The following is a 16,900-nucleotide window of genomic DNA, read 5'->3' on the forward strand; positions in this document are numbered from 1 at the left end:
TAACCATAAACACCTTGTCAGTCATTGCAAATTCATTTTTAATAATTGATGTTGAGAAATTAAACGGAACTTTCATATAACAGGCACAATCTTTATTACTTAAATTGACATTAATTGTTTTTGCAATCCATTTTTCCTATCTGTTAGTTTCTTGACGTCATCATTCTTTTTACTTTCCTTTGATATGGAAATTGCCGTATCTATATCTTTTAATTGCTTTGTTAAGTCTTCATATTTGGTAATTTTTTGTTTTAATTCTTCATTATTATTGTTCGATAACTCGGTTTTTGCTCCTTGAATGTTACCGGTTTTGAGATAAGCATATGTTTTCATCTCACTTCTTTTTACAGTCATTTCAACCTTTGTTAGCTTAAGTAAATCCGTATATTTCTTATCTGCAAACAATAAATCGAATTTCCCTTCATCTGTAGGAAAACTAGCATTATATTCTCTCAATTGATCGATACTGCCTTTGGTTGAGATCAATGCTTCTACGAAACCAACATCATTTTTATAGAGATCTACTACATCTTTGTATTTTTTTTGATCTAACAGTAATTTGGCATACAACTGAGTTTGCTCTTTTGTTAAGTCTTTTTTATGTTTACCAAAATAATTTAGTATACTCGCATTATCACCGAGTAACGCATGTTCATACTGATTTATTATTTTCGTTTGTTCTTTTACTAGATTGGTTTGTTTCAGTACATCATGTTTACCATTACTAATTACTAAACTCATAAACATAGCTGTTCCAACTAAAGTTAGTGATGCGATCCCTGCAATTGAATAGATTGTACGTCTTTGCCACTTTTTTAGTTTTGATATTCTACTTTGATCCAGACCAATTAAATGAACATGCTCATTTTTTTCTTCTAATTTAAAGACATCTGGAAGACAATCTTCCATTTTAGACAAAAGGATTAATTTATCTTGTTCGTGCTGTTTATTGATTTTCATTTGTTCAAGATTTTGTTTAATATGTTGGTAAAGGTTTGGGGCTTTATAGGAACCAAACTGAAACGTTCCTGTGTAAATTGGCGAACCATCACTATCTTTTTCAATTAAATAAAAATGGCCGGCTAATTCCTTTTTATCTTCTCGACAGACTTTTTCGAGTTCTGCAGATTTCTGTACGGCTTCAATAAAATCGATTTTCTCAGATTTTTGAAACATCTTATGATTCAATTGGGTAAATACTACTTGTAGCATTTAGTTCACATCCTTTTCATTAAAAAGAATAGATACACAAAATTTTGTGTATCTATCAGTTTTGATTTTTACTTTTGATCTTAGAATCGAATGTTGCTGTTGATACCTTGCGCTAGTGCATAAGCACCCATAACAACAATCAAACCAACCGTAGCACCAATAAACCATCCTTTGGCCTTCGGTCGTCCACTATCTCCACCTAACATAAAGTAATAACCACCGATACATAGTGCAATCGCAGCACCTACGATTCCACCACCTTGTAACCATTTTAAAATTGCTAAACCAGTTGTATTTAATAAATCCATACAAATACCCTCCTACAAATAATCTTTTTGTCCCATTTGAATGACAAGTGATTAATGGAATAATGGGGTCATCCTTCTTAGCTTCTATAGCCTCAATATAATCTAATGAAATAACATGTTTTTCTATTACTTGATAGATGAAAGTCTTTTCTTCATTTGAGAGATAAACAAAATCCCCTATTTTACCCGATCAAGTGGGCTAAATAAGAGATTCAAATTTTTCATATGATGTGAAGCTATAGTATAGTTTTCCCCATTGTTTAATTCGGTTTTAGGGTACCAGCTACTGCCGAAACTCCTTTAATAACTGGCAGTCCCAACTTCACTCTCTGAATGTCAACTTCCCCAATAACGGGTAAAGTCTTTCTTGAGGCAGTTATAACATCTTTTGTTGTAATATTTTTGATTTCATTAAAATTATACATTTTCGTTCCTTTACTTTAGGCTGAATGAATATAAGAATCCTATAATAATAATTAAATAGGAACCAATCCTAATTTACTTTTTAGCCATTTTCTGTTACTTCATACTGTTTATTTTCTAATACAATCACTTCTTGTTTAGTTGAAGAAAATTTTTCTTTTAACACCAATAATTGTTCAAATGCTTTTTCACTATTTTCCACAATATAGTTTTGATGTTGCTGGTATAACCATTCGTTATAACCTTCCCCTAATACTGACATCAACTTTTCCATTTTTTCTTTTTGTTTCTTTAGTTCTTTTGAATTAATTGTTTCCGACATCAAAATTCTCCTTTCTAACTTAAATAGCAAAATAAATAAGCACCGATGAAACGCTGCTATAATTACAAGTATTCAATTTATGAGGTCATGAATTGTATTAAGCGACTTGTTTCTTGTTTCGATAATAACAAGATTCGATCATTGTTACCTTGTGTGCCATATGGTTTTACATCAAGGTATTGAACTTGATCCGCAGTAAAGGCTGTAGCGTTGTCATCACTCGCATTTGTTACAATGAAAGTCTTATTCGGTTCTCTTTTCATCCACTCAGAAAAGCCTATTAATAACTGTGTTGCTGTAAATTGACCATTCAGTTCGAGGACGACATTAAGTGGTTTTATCATTCCTTTCGCGGATGTAGCTTTTCGAATAAAACGTAATCGATATTTCTTATTTATTACTTCTTTTGGTATTGCCATTTTATTATTTCTCCTTTCATTTATTTTGTATTTGCACGAAACTGTCTTTCAATTTCAACAAATGCACACTTTGTATAACTTCCCATTGACCCAGAATCAATAACTCACCCTCTTTTAGACAAAATAAATAGCCCTGCCTTTTCAGTGGACTGAGTTTCATACTCATCTTCATAACGCCTTTCATGTTTTGAAGTTTTTCTTGATGAATGAAATCTTTGTATTAATCCCCCGTAAAAGTATGGGAAACTTATACAAAATCTAATAAATGGTTGTCTTTTAATCGCTCGAATGTGCAAACAGGCATTGTCATCGCGTTTCTAACCAATCATTATCAAACAAAATCACGTTCAAATCATTGAAAATAAATGAAAAAACCTATAAAATTAAGTTTCCTACGTTTAATTTTATAGAGGTTTTTGTTTAACCAATTAATCACGTAACATATCCATTCGTTATAGAATACTGGTTAATTGTGCGGGCATCTAACCCAACCTCACATCACGCCCTTGACGACTTGCGTCTAAGGTTAATTTTGAATTGTTGGTTTTCAGGGACCAACTCGTCAAAACAACCCACAGCGTAACCGAGTGCCTTCATTGATAAAGGTGAGAAGACATTACCTTTAACTCTTCATATTCTTTTATGAATGAACTGATGTGAAAAAAGATAGCGCATTTTCCTATTTCTAGGTAAATGCGCTATCTTCATTCCTACTGAGTACACAAAAAGTATATGTTTCACAATAAAAAGATTAATCATTTTTATGAAAAATATACTACCTTCCCCCATAATCTAACTAAATAGACTATGAAAATCTAGGGTTTTCATGTGCAATTTTGGAATGAGACAAAGTTACCTAGCAACCCATATTTGCTATGGAAACTGTAAGATGAATGCTTCCAACACGATTCTTACTGTCTCATTTTTTAATAGTTCTATAATTATTAGACATCCATTTACAATCCAGATAATTCCAAAATTTAAAATTAAAATTTCATTTATAAATCCATTTATTTTCATGAAAAAATCTTAAGGTTCATGCGGAAGTGAACATATTATAATTTTTTGTAACTACATAAAATCAATCTTATACTTCTCCTCATTTCTATAAATAAAGTTAGCATGTAGAAAATAATTTGGGGAGGGTTAAAAAATTAACCCTCCCCAATCAGCTACAAATATTGTATAATAAAATGCTTATTTTTCTATTTTCTTTCTAATATTCTTAATTTGAAGTTTTATTGTCTCCACTGATTTATATAAAATTGAAGCAATCTCATTTTTCTTTAAACCTTTTTCATGCAATTCGTACACTTCTCGTTCACTTTTAGTTAATTTCTTCATTCTTCTTTCTTTTAATAATTCAGATAAAACAATGTTTGTAGCGTCAGAATGAAGACTATGATTATTTTGATAAGCTTCTTTTATTGCGTTCGGTATATCTCGAAAAGACTTTTTTGCAACATAGTTCATTACACCTTTATCAAATGCATTGAGGATGGTATCTTTATCTTCCCACGAAGTTAACATAATGACTTTATAAAAATTCTTGCTTCTTAAATAATCAGCAATTTCAATTCCTTCGAATTTCTTAACATTATCTGTCAACGAAAGATCTAATAGTGCCACATCAAATTTTGTACAATCAACATTTAAGGCAGCTTCTTTAGTTGATACTTTCTCAACAACAACTATATCTTTCTCTCTTTCTACTAATTTGCACAAACAATCCATCCAAACAGGATCATCTTCTACAATTAACAATCCAATTTTATTCATTACTAACACCTCTAGCCTATGCTATGCTCCGAAATTCAACTTTTCTTTTAATCGGAAATTTGAGCATTACAGCAGTTCCATTGTGTAGCTTACTTCTAATCAGTAGCTTTCCATTAAGGCGCTGCATTACATTAAAACAATACGTTAATCCTAGCCCATAACTTTCAACTTTACCTTTTGTAGAGAAAAATGGATTTAACACAAGAGACATGTTTTCTTTGCTAATACCAGTTCCTGTGTCAATAATATTAACGTATATATATTTTCTATCATGATAGACATTAATCGTTATTTTTCCAGATCCTTGAATTGCTTCAATTGCATTTTTAAGTATATTTAACAACATTTCTCTAATATGAACTGAATCACCTTTCAATTTATAATCCAAATTGTAATCCTTATGAATATTTATTTCTCTTAACAACGGTGTCAAGAGTAAGATACTTTCTTCAATAACATCGTTTATCCAGAAGAAATCTATTTTAAAATCAACAACATCCAACTGAGATTGAACTCGTGTAGATAAATCCATAATATGATTAATTGATTTTTTCGTTAAATCCATATTATTATGTGTTTCTTTATCGTTCTCTACTATTTTTCCTTCTAATTGTTCGATTAAAAAATCAATTTTGGCAATTTCATTTTTAATTGTATGATTGAATACTGCTGTACCAGAAACAGCGCTTTTAACCATTAACTCACTACGATCATTCTCGATACTAATTTTAACACCTAGAATACCATAGCGTATGCCATAATAGACGAATAATAGAAATTGGACTCCAATGATTAAAGGATTAAAAAAATCCCAAGTTCCTACAACACCGAATGCCTCCAAAATGAAATTTGTTATCATCGACATACTGATCATCGGTATCACATATATACAAGTCAATATTCTTTTCTGCTTGATAATAGGGTTATTTTCTTTAAATGCCGTATAGGCCAATAAACTTATACATATAAACATATATGGAACAGCCCATGTCGATATAACTTTAAAATTCACTTTAAAATCAGGATAGTATTCGATATGGAAATACATATATATTACTGGAAGAAGGCATAAAACTTTACATATTATTTTTAGTTTATTTTCTTTAATGATACCCGTATAAAGAAGACCAAATATCAAACTAGTATAGGGAACAAAAAAATGTGAAGTAGATGTAAAAAAAGCATCTGCAAATTTAATATATTCTGGACGATTCATCCCTCTGCCCAACAGAGTTCCTATTCCACCAAACATACCAACGAAAGCTAAATAACTAGACCAACGAAGCGCTTCATTTTGATAATTCTTCCAAAATAAAGTGATCCCCATAATTCCTAGAACAATGACGAGCATGACCATAACTCTCACCTCATTGTTCTATTTTGCAAGAAAGTCATAACATCTTTTGCAATTTTATTTCGCTTAAGAACAATACCCGAATGACCACAATTGTAGATAATTCTTCTTGGTTTATTCCAAGCATTCCACAATACATCTGCATCTTCAATATCTACATATTGATCGTATTTAGCAGAAAGTAATAAAATGTGATCCTTTTTTATTTTCGGAGGAACTAAACCCGCTTCTAGAATTTTGAAGTATTCAGATATTTCTTGATATTGAACTCCATTTTCTACCAGTTCTTTTTTGATAAATTTTCCTGGATCAGTATTCCATATCGTATGTGCAAGAGAGTTCACATAAAATATAGACACCATTGCATCTACCTGGTCCTCAACAGTAGCAAGCAAATTTGTAATAAATCCACCAAGACTAAGACCTACGACAAAAACTGGCCCTTGTTGTCTCTTCTTGATTGAATGAATAAAAGATCTTAAATCTACAACTGCTTGTCTAACTGCTTGCAATGTGCGTTCAATATCTGCACTCACCATATATTCACCACTAAATGATGACTCAAATGGCTTTCTTTGCAAATGGTAAGGTAAAGTATAATAATACATATTCCACTGGTGTTTCTTCATGTGGTGTTGGAACATTTTTATTAGTCGATCATTCGATTTCATTCTCCATCCATGTACAAAAATAACATTTGGTTGTTCTTTATTCTCCTGTTGAACAAATTCCCCAGTAACAAGATCATTAAAAATATCCCCAGTCGGAAAAGTACTCTGAAATTCAAAAATTCCAGTACTATATTCTTCCTTGATACTATGTGTAGTAAAAAATACATTTGGAACTGAGTTAGCATTATAAAACTCGTTACTATTCCTCTGATCGACATGCTTCTGAAAAGTAGTGTATTGTGAAGCGTCGCTTATTTTTTTATGAAAATTTTGGAGTGCATATCGATCAATTAATTTTGAAAACAAAGACAATCTATCTCACCTCAAAGTTATGTTTTATTAAATATCAGATTCGAAACTATTATACTGAAATATGTTCAACGTATATTTTTATATGTATTCACATTAAATAATTGCCCTTAAATTCAATATAGCGTTAAATCCCAGGTGCACAATGGCTATTTTGAAATATTACTAATCGATTTTGGAATTACTAATTAATATTTCTATTGTACAATTATTATTGATATGGTTATGATAGATTATCGTTATAACGGTTATCTGTTACTTTTACTTATTTCTTTTACTATTTTTGTTTGCACGTTTTAAGCATTCTACACAAAGCTTTGTAAATTCAGCTGCATTAATAAAATATAAAAGATCAAAATGTCTATATATACCTTCTATCGTTTGTACAGTATCATTACTAACGTTTGGTAGATCTGAAAATTCAGTAAAGTATCTTTTTAATAATTCTGGTATTTTATATTTAAAAATCCATTTTCATGCTCCCTTAAACTATTAATTCTCTAACCAGTTATATAAAACACTACTGTCAAAGACCTTAGGTTCCTCATTTATTTTCTCTTTATATTCTATTTTTTTTAAAATTTAACTCCATTTTCTCGGCAGATTTTGTGAAAGCATTATTAATGCATTGCATATAACATATTTAAAAAATCTGTATGTACTTCACCTTTAGATAGCTTGTCCTTTGCAATTCGTATTTTTGCTGCATTCATTTGAAGTGAGATTTTCCCAATGAATTCATTTTCATAGTAATTACAAATTTCGTTAATTTGCTCTTCAGAAAGGAGCTTTCTATTATCATCTATTTTACTATCCGTATTTAAAGGTAAATTTGTGTCTACTAAACTATCTACTTTATTTAAGTTATTTTCTTTAAAGACTATATAATTAGAGTTCGTTTTCTGAACTTCTCTACACTCCCAAGTGATTCAGACTCCTCAATTAAGTACATATCTTCTTCTGTAACCTTTGGACGAAGTAAATAAAGCATGTCTGATTTACCCTAACCTCTTCTTTTGCTTTCTAGTAAATTTCTTATGGATTACGTATTGAAATCTATATAAATTGCGAAAATTCTAACTTCCCAACAGTGTACAATACGACCATCTGTTTAGCAATTCCAATCAAACAAATTCGTTCAGTAAGCCTATTTAATGAAATATTAAGTAAGAAGAACCTCCTATAAATATCCATTCTACCTGCACTAATCTACACAGAACATAAAAAGAAATACTTACATTTCTCAGTCATTGCCGTTTTAGTACTATCAATCACTTTATACCCATACAAAAATCATAATAGTATATCCCACTATTTCTTTTCTAACAGTCAAAATATAATTTATATCTGAAAATTTCATTTACTGAACCACTACTATTTTCATTAACTAGCCTTCATCAACGTAAATAAAAACAGCAAATATATTCTTAGCAGAACCCTATCGAAAAGAAACTTTACATATACATTCTACCCAAATCTAATAAACAAGTAACCCCCAAAGTCGTTAAACCGAAAAAGATAACATATAAGTACGCTTACCCAGAACGAGGAAAAGGAGAATATAGATATGTATTGGCAGACTGGCCTATTTAATCTAACCGGTATTAATCGTCTGAAAATTTGGAGGAGCATTCGTTCTTTCGTGTACAATATCCAATGCCGACAAAAGACTCAGCTTCTTGTTATTTATTACATTACTAATCTCAGAAAATATCATCTGAATAGACTTGTTTGCTGTTTTGCGTTTATGTATGATCTGTCTAACTAACATCATTTCGCTCGTTAGGATGGTCACTGCGTTTCTTCCTTTTCCGATTGTACGCTTAATAAGCTTGCTTGAACGCTTTAAAACTTCCTTAAAGGATGATAAGGGAATATTTAATGTCTCAGCAAGATTCTTCAAAGAACCCTCTAGATATGGATTTTCTGGGCTTGTATGTGTAAGTAAATATTTTGTGATATCGGCTTCCCATTCTTCATAGTGAGATCTCTTTCGATCCGTTCGATTCTTTTTAAACTTATACCACCCATCTCTTCCTTGAAATGTTGCTCTTTCATCCGTCCAATTCGCTAATAAACCTTCTACATATGAACGCTTCGCGCCTTTATATTTTCCTTTATACGCACTGTTAACCGTTCTTTCAAATTCATTTTTATTTAATGGCGCTTGTAAATTGGAATTAAACTGATCTAATTCATCGTATGTATCTTCAAAAGATCTCCCAACAGCGTAATTCTCTAATGCCAACGTAAATAAAGCATTATTTCTGCTTGCTGCATAATGTCCAGGTGAAATTTTTTCTGCTTGGATTAATACTTGATACCACTCTGCCATAGATGACGTAGTTTTTGTTTCACTTTGATAAACGATATGAAAAGCTTTTTTATCATGCTCTTTAGACCATTCTAATAGTTCGTTTGTATCGACTGGAACGTCATGAAAATCGAGTAGGTTGTCTGTACTTGGCATACGATAAAAACCAAAAGGGGTACAGTTTACATCAATTTTTGCATAGGGTAACAAAGCACTACGAATATTTTCAAAGACTCGTTCAGCAACACGAAGCGACTTAAAATTTTGCTGATTATGTATGTAAAATGGAGTAGCTAAAACAAAGAAAAATTGAAAACCTCTTGGTGTTTCCAATAACACATTCGGTCGTGGTAATCCAAGTTCATCACAAGCTAGATAAAGACGGTATATTTGATCAGGATCTTTTACATCCATATCAAAGCCCATAACATTTACTTGTTTCAAATTTTCTCTTGTATGACCTTTCATGATTCGTTTTTGAAAGTTATAGTATGTGCCGCCACGGAAGGTGTTTGGTGTCCAGTGCGAGGCATGTCCAACCTTTTCATGCAACGTTTCATAAGAAGTGACGACATATCCTCTTCCTTCAGATAAGTCTTCTTTTGTAGATGAAAGGAAAACAGACCCTTTATATGTAGCATTTATCGTAGTTTCATATAGCTTAACTTCTTTATCTGCAAATTTCGATCCCTTTTTTTTGTATGCAAGTAAACTATCATGTGTCATAAATTGAATAACGTCCATCACTGAAACTACTTTTCTCTCATTTGAAACTTGGAACACCTTGTACACCTCCCACTCTCTATATTTATCGAACAATTGAACTTTACAATATCTGCATTCATTCTCTTTTTTTCGATAAAACATTTAGTTAGTGATAAGTATACTAAATTGGATTTTTCAAAAAGGCGTTCTCTTAGAGAAAAGTGAGCACTTTTGGAGGTGGTCTCAGCCTTAGAGCCACAAGGGTTGAAAATTTTTTTGTATTTTTTTTTTGGACACATGTGGCTGGGGTGTGTTCACTTTTTTGCGGTAAACTTCGCAAATTGCGACATCTCATTATTCTAGTTATATCAAGGGTTCAACCTATTACTTTGGTTGGGAATTCCGGACACATGTGGCTGGGATGTGCTCACTTTTTTGCGGAAGTGAGCACTTTTTTCGGACACATGTGGCTGGAGTAGAGTGAACATTTCGCAAAAATTGCTCATTTTTTGGACACATATGTCTTAAAAAATGAGCTCAGGTAATGAATACTTATCTGTTTAACTTACAAATTATCTCTATATAAAACCTCAATATATCAATGTTTATACGTATATAATCATATAAGTAAAAATCTTGATCACATATGATTACCTTTCAAACATATTCGGACACATCTGGCTGAGGTGTGCTCACTTTTTTTGTGAAATGACCACTTTTTTCGGACACATGTGGCCGGGGTAGAGTGATCATTTGATAAAAAGTGCTCAATTTCTAGACACATGTGTCTTAAAAAATGAGCTCAGGTAATGAACACTTATCTATTTAACCAATAAACTACTAGTCTTCTATAAAACTTTATATATCATTGTTTATACAAGAGGATTTATATAAGTGTAAATTTTAATCACATATGGTCACTCTCAAACATACTCGGACACATGTGACCGGGTTTGTGAGCACTTTTTAAGACAGATTTGTCTTAAAAATGGTCTATCTATAAAAAAGTGAGCACTTTTTTGAACACTTTCGTCCCAGCATGTGCTCACTTTGTTATAATAAAACTATGAATCTAATAATGAGGTTGTGAAAAAATGACGTCTACACGAATACCGGATACATATATATTAACTGGTTCTAGTTTAACGAATACACTCTATGAACAGTGTAAACCATTATTTGTCGAGCAAACGCAATCTCATGGAGAATGGACAAAGAGCCCTGAAAAAAATAAGATCTTTCAACGTGTTTACTCGTTTATTACGGAAGAAATCTATTCAGATAAACCCTTAACATTAAGGATGATTCGTGAAGCAATTCATAATTATAAAGACACCCTTATCGCAGTTGGATTTGGTTCTTATCAAGACATGATTAGAGAATCGTGTAAAAGTGAAGATTCTATTCAAGAATTAATGCCAAATAAAAACTATATATTAACAAACACAGGTGTTGACTACTATATGTTTAGAGACATCGTGACGAACAAGAATGAGTTTATTGAAACAAATGACGGAACGTATCGAAGTTCGATAACAGATAAACAAGGTATTGTACGTGGATTGGTTGAGTTAAAACCATCAGAACTCGTAAAACAAGAAGGCTATTTAGAAAAGCAAGACATTTGGTATAACTTAATTGAATCAGCGATTAATTCTCTAGATGAATTAACGGCAGACTTGTTTGATTTGATCACATACATGTGGATTATAACTCCGAAAACGGAAAATGGATATATTCGTTTTCATAGTGACCAAGCCCTAGCATTAAAGAAAAAATCTACTAATGAACCCTTTAAGAATAGAGATCGTTTTGCAATTATGCAAAGAATTGGTGCTTTAACGAGTCTATGGGTGATGATGAGTAAAGAATCCATCCAAATCCTAGACGAAAGTGATCTAAGGAAAGAAAAGTTAGATATTGAAAGCTTTCATAAGATGTTTGATGTAGGGGAAGTCAGTATTGCCAGAGACAGCAACACACAAAAAGTGGTTGGTATTTATGAACTAGAAATTAAACCATCCAAGATTCTGCAACCATTCCTAGATGGACGTAAAGGGACACTTGGTATCCTGGATAAAAAGGTCTTCCAGTATAACCACTACTCCCAAAGGGAACATAAACGTTTAATCCGTTATTTAAGTTACCAGTGGAAAATCCAATCCATTAACCGGAATTATCAACCTTTTAAAGTATCAACACTCCTAACTGAAATGAACATTTCTGCACGATATTCTGGATTAAAGTTAAAGGACCGTTTTGATGAAATCCTAGATGAGCTTCAGCAAGATGGAATATTTGAGGAATGGCATTACGAAGAATCATTTAGTGAACCAACGTCTGCGAAAAAAAAGTGGATAGATGAATACTGGTCTAAATTAAAAGTTATGATTGAGCCTCTTGAGATTGTGAAAAAGGAAAATAAGAAAAAGATTGAACTTAATAATCTTCCTTACACTGAACAAGATGTAGCAGCAAGTAAATCACAATTGCCTATACCAGAAATACTTGTAGAGGAAAATAGTAATCATCGTAATGTAGAAAAAACAACGATTGAACTTTCTCCTGGCCTACTTCAACAGGCAATTAAGAATCAAGGGATCACCATTAAGGCTGCAGCGAATGACATTGGTATCTCATATGCTACCTTGCGCCGATACTTGGGTGGTAGTTCCAAGAAATTGAGTTCAGCTAGTCATGAAAAAACGTTAACGTGGATGCAAGTAACTAGTTCAAAAAATGACATAGTGTATGTGTAACATTGAAAAGTTATTACCATTAGTCCGCACCGAAAAGAGCACACACTTTGTCATTTCATTTTTGTTAACTATAATAAAATCATAATGATTGTAAAACGATTGGAGGACATACTTATGATGCAAGATATTCGTTGGAAACAACGGTTTGACAACTTTCATAAAGCATTCATGCAATTAACGGAATTTATTGATAAAGGTGAGTTAAATAAATTCGAAGTACAGGGACTGATCCAGTGTTTCGAGTATACATTTGAACTTGGATGGAAAACAATGAAAGATTACCTAGAACAGGAAGGATTTGACGTAAAATCTCCTCGTTCTACAATTCAGACCGCTTTTCAGTCCGAGCTGATAATAGATGGACATATTTGGATCGATATGCTAGAAAAAAGAAACATGATGGCACATACCTATAATGACACATATGCTCAAGAGGCAGAACAACTAATCAAAGATCAATATTATATAGCTTTGAAAAAACTAATTGAGAAATTCAGAGAAGAAAGATGAAATATGGATTAAGTGAAAAAGACCTTTCTGCTATCATCCAAGCGGCCTCCTCATTTGATGCAATCGATAGAGTAATACTTTTTAGTTCTCGTGCCAAAGGAAACTATAGACCTAATTCGGATATTGATCTTGCAATATATGGAGATCAGGTTAATTTCCACATTGTCTCGAAGCTACATGCCAGGTTAGAAGACTTAAGTCATATGCCTTATCTTTTTGATATAGTCGATGGTACACATCTTACACATCAAGCCTTAAAAGAGCATATCGAACGGGTTGGACATGTTCTTTTCATAAAATCATTCACACTGTAAAAATAAACTTATTGAAATTCTGCACTTTCCCAATAAGTCGAACAGGAGGAAGCTAGTCGCTTCCTCCTATTTTTAGTTCAGCTGTATTTTTAATTAATGATGTTAAACTAAAAATAATTAAGGAGGTGCCCCTTTTGAGTATCAATCCACCTCATTTTAAGAAGGTAACCTATGCCGACTAATTAACATGGCCTGATGAGCCTCGTTATGAAGTCATTGATGGCATTCCCTATAGGCAGGCTGCACCATCAAGGCAACACCAACGTATTATCACCCAACTAACTGGTAAACTATATACTTTTTTAAAAGGTAAAACGTGCGAAGTTTATACTGCTCCATTTGACGTCAGATTATCTGCTACAGATGATGAAGAAGAATACCAAGTGTACAGCCAGACATCAGCGTAGTATGTGTCGAAAGAAAATTAGACGATAAAGGATGTAAAGACGCTCCGGACCTCATTGTAGAAGTTCTATCTCCTTCCACTTGGCGAAGAGATCGTATTGAGAAACTGAACCAATATCAAAATCATGAGATAAAAGAGTATTTGTTAATTTCCCCTAATGAAAAAATCATGGAACAATATATTCTTGAAGAAAACGGTATATATGGAATGCCTTATATTTACAATGATGAGAATGTATTCAATTCCTATGTTTTACCAGATTTCAAAATAACTATGAATGATATGTTTTCCTAATAGATTATCCTTACTAAGGTAGCAAGGATTTTTTTGTTTTATGAAATTGAAAATTTACTTAGCGTTGTTCATCCGGTTTCCTGACGTTACACAAAATAGAGAAAGTCATCTTTTTTGTTTCTACATTGCGCACAAACTACACACAATATACACCTATATGGAATATAAATCAGACGAAAAAAGGGCAAAATTATACATAAATTGTGCGCATTATTTATTAAATTCTATTGCTAATGTATTAAACAGTATGTATAATTTAACTAAAAAAGGTAAAATCTACTAATATCTAAGGAGTGAAATGTATAATGACAATTTTAAAAGCTGGTGCTGATGCTGGGAATAATGGATTGAAACTTTGGGTAAAAGATTATGAACCTATTATGATGCCCACTGTTTATTCTCTTTATATGGGGGAAACAACTGAACTGATGGATATGGACGACATTCCAGTTGATGAACTGATTAATAATATTGATGTAACCATTCATTCAAAAGCACTTACGTTTAATGGTCAACGTTACATAATCGGTGAAAAAGTATTAAATGATAATCTTCAAGCTGTTGAACTAGAAAAAAAATCGGATAAATCAAAAGACGAAATCCCTGTAATTGTTACTCTTGCTGGTTTAGCGATCAATGCGATGAAAAAACAGTATGGTAAAGATACAATTGAAGCTACTTATGATCTTTCCGTCGCATTACCAGTAAGTACAATCACACAAGCTAATGCAAAAGCAAATTCAGATCGATATATGGGAACACATGAAATCACGTTCCATCATCCATCTGGAAGAAATGTAAAAGTAATTATTAAAGTTGAATACTGCAAATGTCTTCCTGAAGGAGCAGCTGCTGCTTGGGGCGTTGTATTTAATGAAACCGGTAAAGTAATCGAACGAAAAGTTGAAGTTGGCGATAATATCATTAAGGTAGACTTCCAAAATAAAACATTACTACACTTTGATATTGGGGCTGGAACAACGGAAATCGTTGTAACAGAAGGAGTTAAATTTAATCCAAAGCTTTCTGAAGGATTAAATTATGGGGTTAAACAAACGATTCTAGAAGTGATAAAGCGCTGGAACCGTAAGTACCCTCGTAAATCCATTGATAGTATGGCAGAATTTAATGAAATCTATTTTGATTCTGAACACCCTCGTCATAATGATTTAAATCAAGAATCACAAACAGGCATGTTACAGCTTGCGCAACAAATTAGTAGCACTATCATTAATAAAATTGACGACTTAAAGGATGATCCATATGTATTCATCTATGGCGGTGGTGCAGCTATTTTGAAAGATTACCTTCAAAAAATCCTTGATACAAAAGGTCGTACAATAAATGTAACCTTCTTAGCTGATCCTTTATATGTGAATGTGCGCGGTTTACTTGTTTATACTTGCTCACCACGCTATGAACAGCAAAAAGAAAAGGAATTAGGTGTTATAGCTAATGGCGCGAAAGCGGAATAAAACATACAAACAAGGTGAAAGAATCAATATTTATTTAAGCCAAGATGTAAATCAGGAATTTATCGATTGGATCAATAGTCAGTCGGATTTATCAAGTTTTTTCTTATATGCAGCTCAAAAACTTTACGATCAGACCGGATTTATTGATGTTTCAGAAATCATGCCAAGGAAGATTAATTTTGATATTTCTTCGCCTGATAAATCACCTGCACTTGCTCTAAAGCCAACAATAGCTAAACCTGCACCGGACGAAACACAATTTGTAACTAATGTAAATATGGTATCATCTGAAGAAAGACTTTCTGAAGGTATTAACGAATCAGAAGAAAAAAAGAAAAAAGAATCATGGGCAAATCTTGATATACTTGATGATGATCCTTTTGCTTGACCTTCCACCTTTTAAAAGGTGGATTTTTTATTTCAATAACAAAACTAAGACATCACCAAATCATTTTAAAAGCGTAACGAATAACTTTTACTCGCCTTCCGTGAATTTCAGCATGTACGATAGGCTCCCATTTTTTTATACTCGATAACATCTACTTTTATGTATACAAAGATATAATTATAAATAAAAAAGAATATATACATAATTTTATAAATAAAAACATAAACGATTATATAAAGGTACACCTAATCAAATACATCTATATAGATAATGACAAGTTCGATGACATAAATAAAAATGAATAAGATAATGAACATATAGATGTCATGCATATCTTTAGACTTATATATAGAATTATGTATGAAAAGAGAGATGAATTTGTGGTTGCAAAGGTAATTGTAATTGGAAACCAAAAAGAGAAGTGGGTTGTGGTTGTGCAAAAAACAAATACGATGCGCATTTTGTGGCTGACCCATTTGTTTGCCGAACAAGATCAAAAAATAGTATGTATTGATAAGAAGCCACGGTAATTTATCTGATGTTTTAACGTAGGCAGACCTTTTTATTAACCTTTATAGGGTTTGACAATTTGTATATCAATTTCACTATTTTTATAAGTGTAGGATAATAAATGTATCTTGATATGCCATCATAAAATTATTCGCTTATTCCTTCCAAAGTTCCCTGAAATGGACCATTACTTCGACATCAATTCATTTCTTTTCCTAAGCAAAATCCAGTTTATTATACGTTTATTTTTGTGATTATTAACATTCATATAAAATATATACATTAAAGTGTATGTAATCGTATACCTAAATATATACAACTCCTATTTTGTTTTTATACTCGATAATATTTACCTTTATGTATACGAACATATAACCATAAACAAAAGGAATACATTAATGTTTTCATAAATAAACACATAAACGTTT

At 32.1% G+C, this 16,900-nt stretch carries 15 protein-coding genes; 6 read left to right on the top strand and 9 right to left on the bottom strand.

Translation table 11 applies throughout. The annotated features are described in order from the left end of the window. Positions 1-99: 99 nt before the first annotated feature. The 9 genes from BM319_RS20620 to BM319_RS20660 all read right to left on the bottom strand — a co-directional run bounded on the left by BM319_RS20620 (position 100) and on the right by BM319_RS20660 (position 9,894). Positions 100-1,212, bottom strand: coding sequence for a hypothetical protein (locus BM319_RS20620; RefSeq protein ID WP_091024487.1), 1,113 nt, complete (start codon positions 1,210-1,212; stop codon positions 100-102). An 80-nt stretch (positions 1,213-1,292) separates the two neighbouring features. Then, positions 1,293-1,490 carry a hypothetical protein gene (locus tag BM319_RS20625; protein WP_502686168.1) on the bottom strand — a complete coding sequence of 66 codons (198 nt, stop codon included), beginning with the start codon at positions 1,488-1,490 and terminating at the stop codon, positions 1,293-1,295. Then, positions 1,402-1,701 (bottom strand): sortase domain-containing protein, encoded by a 300-nt coding sequence (locus tag BM319_RS25340; RefSeq protein WP_139226554.1) that lies wholly within the window; start codon positions 1,699-1,701, stop codon positions 1,402-1,404. Before BM319_RS25340 ends, BM319_RS20625 begins: the two co-directional genes overlap by 89 nt. A 324-nt stretch (positions 1,702-2,025) precedes the next feature. Then, on the bottom strand, positions 2,026-2,265 hold the full coding sequence (locus tag BM319_RS20635; protein WP_025568243.1) for a hypothetical protein: 240 nt from the start codon (positions 2,263-2,265) through the stop codon (positions 2,026-2,028). A gap of 77 nt (positions 2,266-2,342) precedes the next feature. Continuing rightward, the gene (locus BM319_RS20640) at positions 2,343-2,684 is read right to left on the bottom strand and encodes a hypothetical protein (RefSeq protein ID WP_025568244.1); all 342 of its coding nucleotides are present in this window, start codon (positions 2,682-2,684) and stop codon (positions 2,343-2,345) included. 1,197 nt (positions 2,685-3,881) lie between these two features. Then, positions 3,882-4,463: a response regulator transcription factor gene (locus BM319_RS20645; protein WP_025568245.1), complete on the bottom strand. Its 582-nt coding sequence runs from the start codon at positions 4,461-4,463 to the stop codon at positions 3,882-3,884. A 16-nt stretch (positions 4,464-4,479) separates the two neighbouring features. Further along, positions 4,480-5,820 carry a sensor histidine kinase gene (locus BM319_RS20650; protein ID WP_025568246.1) on the bottom strand — a complete coding sequence of 447 codons (1,341 nt, stop codon included), beginning with the start codon at positions 5,818-5,820 and terminating at the stop codon, positions 4,480-4,482. A 5-nt stretch (positions 5,821-5,825) separates the two neighbouring features. Further along, positions 5,826-6,800 (bottom strand): alpha/beta hydrolase, encoded by a 975-nt coding sequence (locus BM319_RS20655; RefSeq protein WP_029715231.1) that lies wholly within the window; start codon positions 6,798-6,800, stop codon positions 5,826-5,828. Between the two features lie 1,591 nt (positions 6,801-8,391). Then, the gene (locus BM319_RS20660; RefSeq protein ID WP_025568248.1) at positions 8,392-9,894 is read right to left on the bottom strand and encodes a primase C-terminal domain-containing protein; all 1,503 of its coding nucleotides are present in this window, start codon (positions 9,892-9,894) and stop codon (positions 8,392-8,394) included. A gap of 1,016 nt (positions 9,895-10,910) precedes the next feature. Here BM319_RS20660 and BM319_RS20665 point away from each other — a divergent pair. The 6 genes from BM319_RS20665 to BM319_RS20690 all read left to right on the top strand — a co-directional run bounded on the left by BM319_RS20665 (position 10,911) and on the right by BM319_RS20690 (position 15,962). Then, positions 10,911-12,575 carry a hypothetical protein gene (locus tag BM319_RS20665; protein WP_025568249.1) on the top strand — a complete coding sequence of 555 codons (1,665 nt, stop codon included), beginning with the start codon at positions 10,911-10,913 and terminating at the stop codon, positions 12,573-12,575. A gap of 114 nt (positions 12,576-12,689) precedes the next feature. Further along, positions 12,690-13,085: a nucleotidyltransferase substrate binding protein gene (locus BM319_RS20670; RefSeq protein WP_025568250.1), complete on the top strand. Its 396-nt coding sequence runs from the start codon at positions 12,690-12,692 to the stop codon at positions 13,083-13,085. Continuing rightward, positions 13,082-13,399: a nucleotidyltransferase family protein gene (locus BM319_RS20675; protein ID WP_025568251.1), complete on the top strand. Its 318-nt coding sequence runs from the start codon at positions 13,082-13,084 to the stop codon at positions 13,397-13,399. Before BM319_RS20670 ends, BM319_RS20675 begins: the two co-directional genes overlap by 4 nt. Before the next feature lie 376 nt (positions 13,400-13,775). Continuing rightward, the gene (locus tag BM319_RS25275; RefSeq protein WP_091024491.1) at positions 13,776-14,099 is read left to right on the top strand and encodes a Uma2 family endonuclease; all 324 of its coding nucleotides are present in this window, start codon (positions 13,776-13,778) and stop codon (positions 14,097-14,099) included. Between the two features lie 302 nt (positions 14,100-14,401). Beyond that, complete coding sequence (locus BM319_RS20685; RefSeq protein WP_139226556.1) at positions 14,402-15,574, top strand: ParM/StbA family protein; 1,173 nt, start codon at positions 14,402-14,404, stop codon at positions 15,572-15,574. After that, on the top strand, positions 15,555-15,962 hold the full coding sequence (locus BM319_RS20690; RefSeq protein ID WP_025568253.1) for a hypothetical protein: 408 nt from the start codon (positions 15,555-15,557) through the stop codon (positions 15,960-15,962). The genes BM319_RS20685 and BM319_RS20690 overlap by 20 nt, the downstream gene beginning before the upstream one ends. Positions 15,963-16,900: the final 938 nt, after the last annotated feature.

The sequence above is a fragment of the Bacillus sp. UNCCL81 genome (assembly GCF_900112535.1).
Taxonomy (GTDB): Bacteria; Bacillota; Bacilli; order Bacillales; family Bacillaceae_G; genus Gottfriedia; species Gottfriedia luciferensis_B.

Excerpts from the sequence above, each read along its gene's own strand:
- BM319_RS20620 (WP_091024487.1), bottom strand. The coding sequence starts at position 1,212 with ATGCTACAAGTAGTATTTACCCAATTGAATCATAAGATGTTTCAAAAA.
- BM319_RS20635 (WP_025568243.1), bottom strand. The coding sequence starts at position 2,265 with ATGTCGGAAACAATTAATTCAAAAGAACTAAAGAAACAAAAAGAAAAA.
- BM319_RS20640 (WP_025568244.1), bottom strand. The coding sequence starts at position 2,684 with ATGGCAATACCAAAAGAAGTAATAAATAAGAAATATCGATTACGTTTT.
- BM319_RS20645 (WP_025568245.1), bottom strand. The coding sequence starts at position 4,463 with ATGAATAAAATTGGATTGTTAATTGTAGAAGATGATCCTGTTTGGATG.
- BM319_RS20650 (WP_025568246.1), bottom strand. The coding sequence starts at position 5,820 with ATGGTCATGCTCGTCATTGTTCTAGGAATTATGGGGATCACTTTATTT.
- BM319_RS20665 (WP_025568249.1), top strand. The coding sequence starts at position 10,911 with ATGACGTCTACACGAATACCGGATACATATATATTAACTGGTTCTAGT.
- BM319_RS20670 (WP_025568250.1), top strand. The coding sequence starts at position 12,690 with ATGATGCAAGATATTCGTTGGAAACAACGGTTTGACAACTTTCATAAA.
- BM319_RS20675 (WP_025568251.1), top strand. The coding sequence starts at position 13,082 with ATGAAATATGGATTAAGTGAAAAAGACCTTTCTGCTATCATCCAAGCG.
- BM319_RS20690 (WP_025568253.1), top strand. The coding sequence starts at position 15,555 with ATGGCGCGAAAGCGGAATAAAACATACAAACAAGGTGAAAGAATCAAT.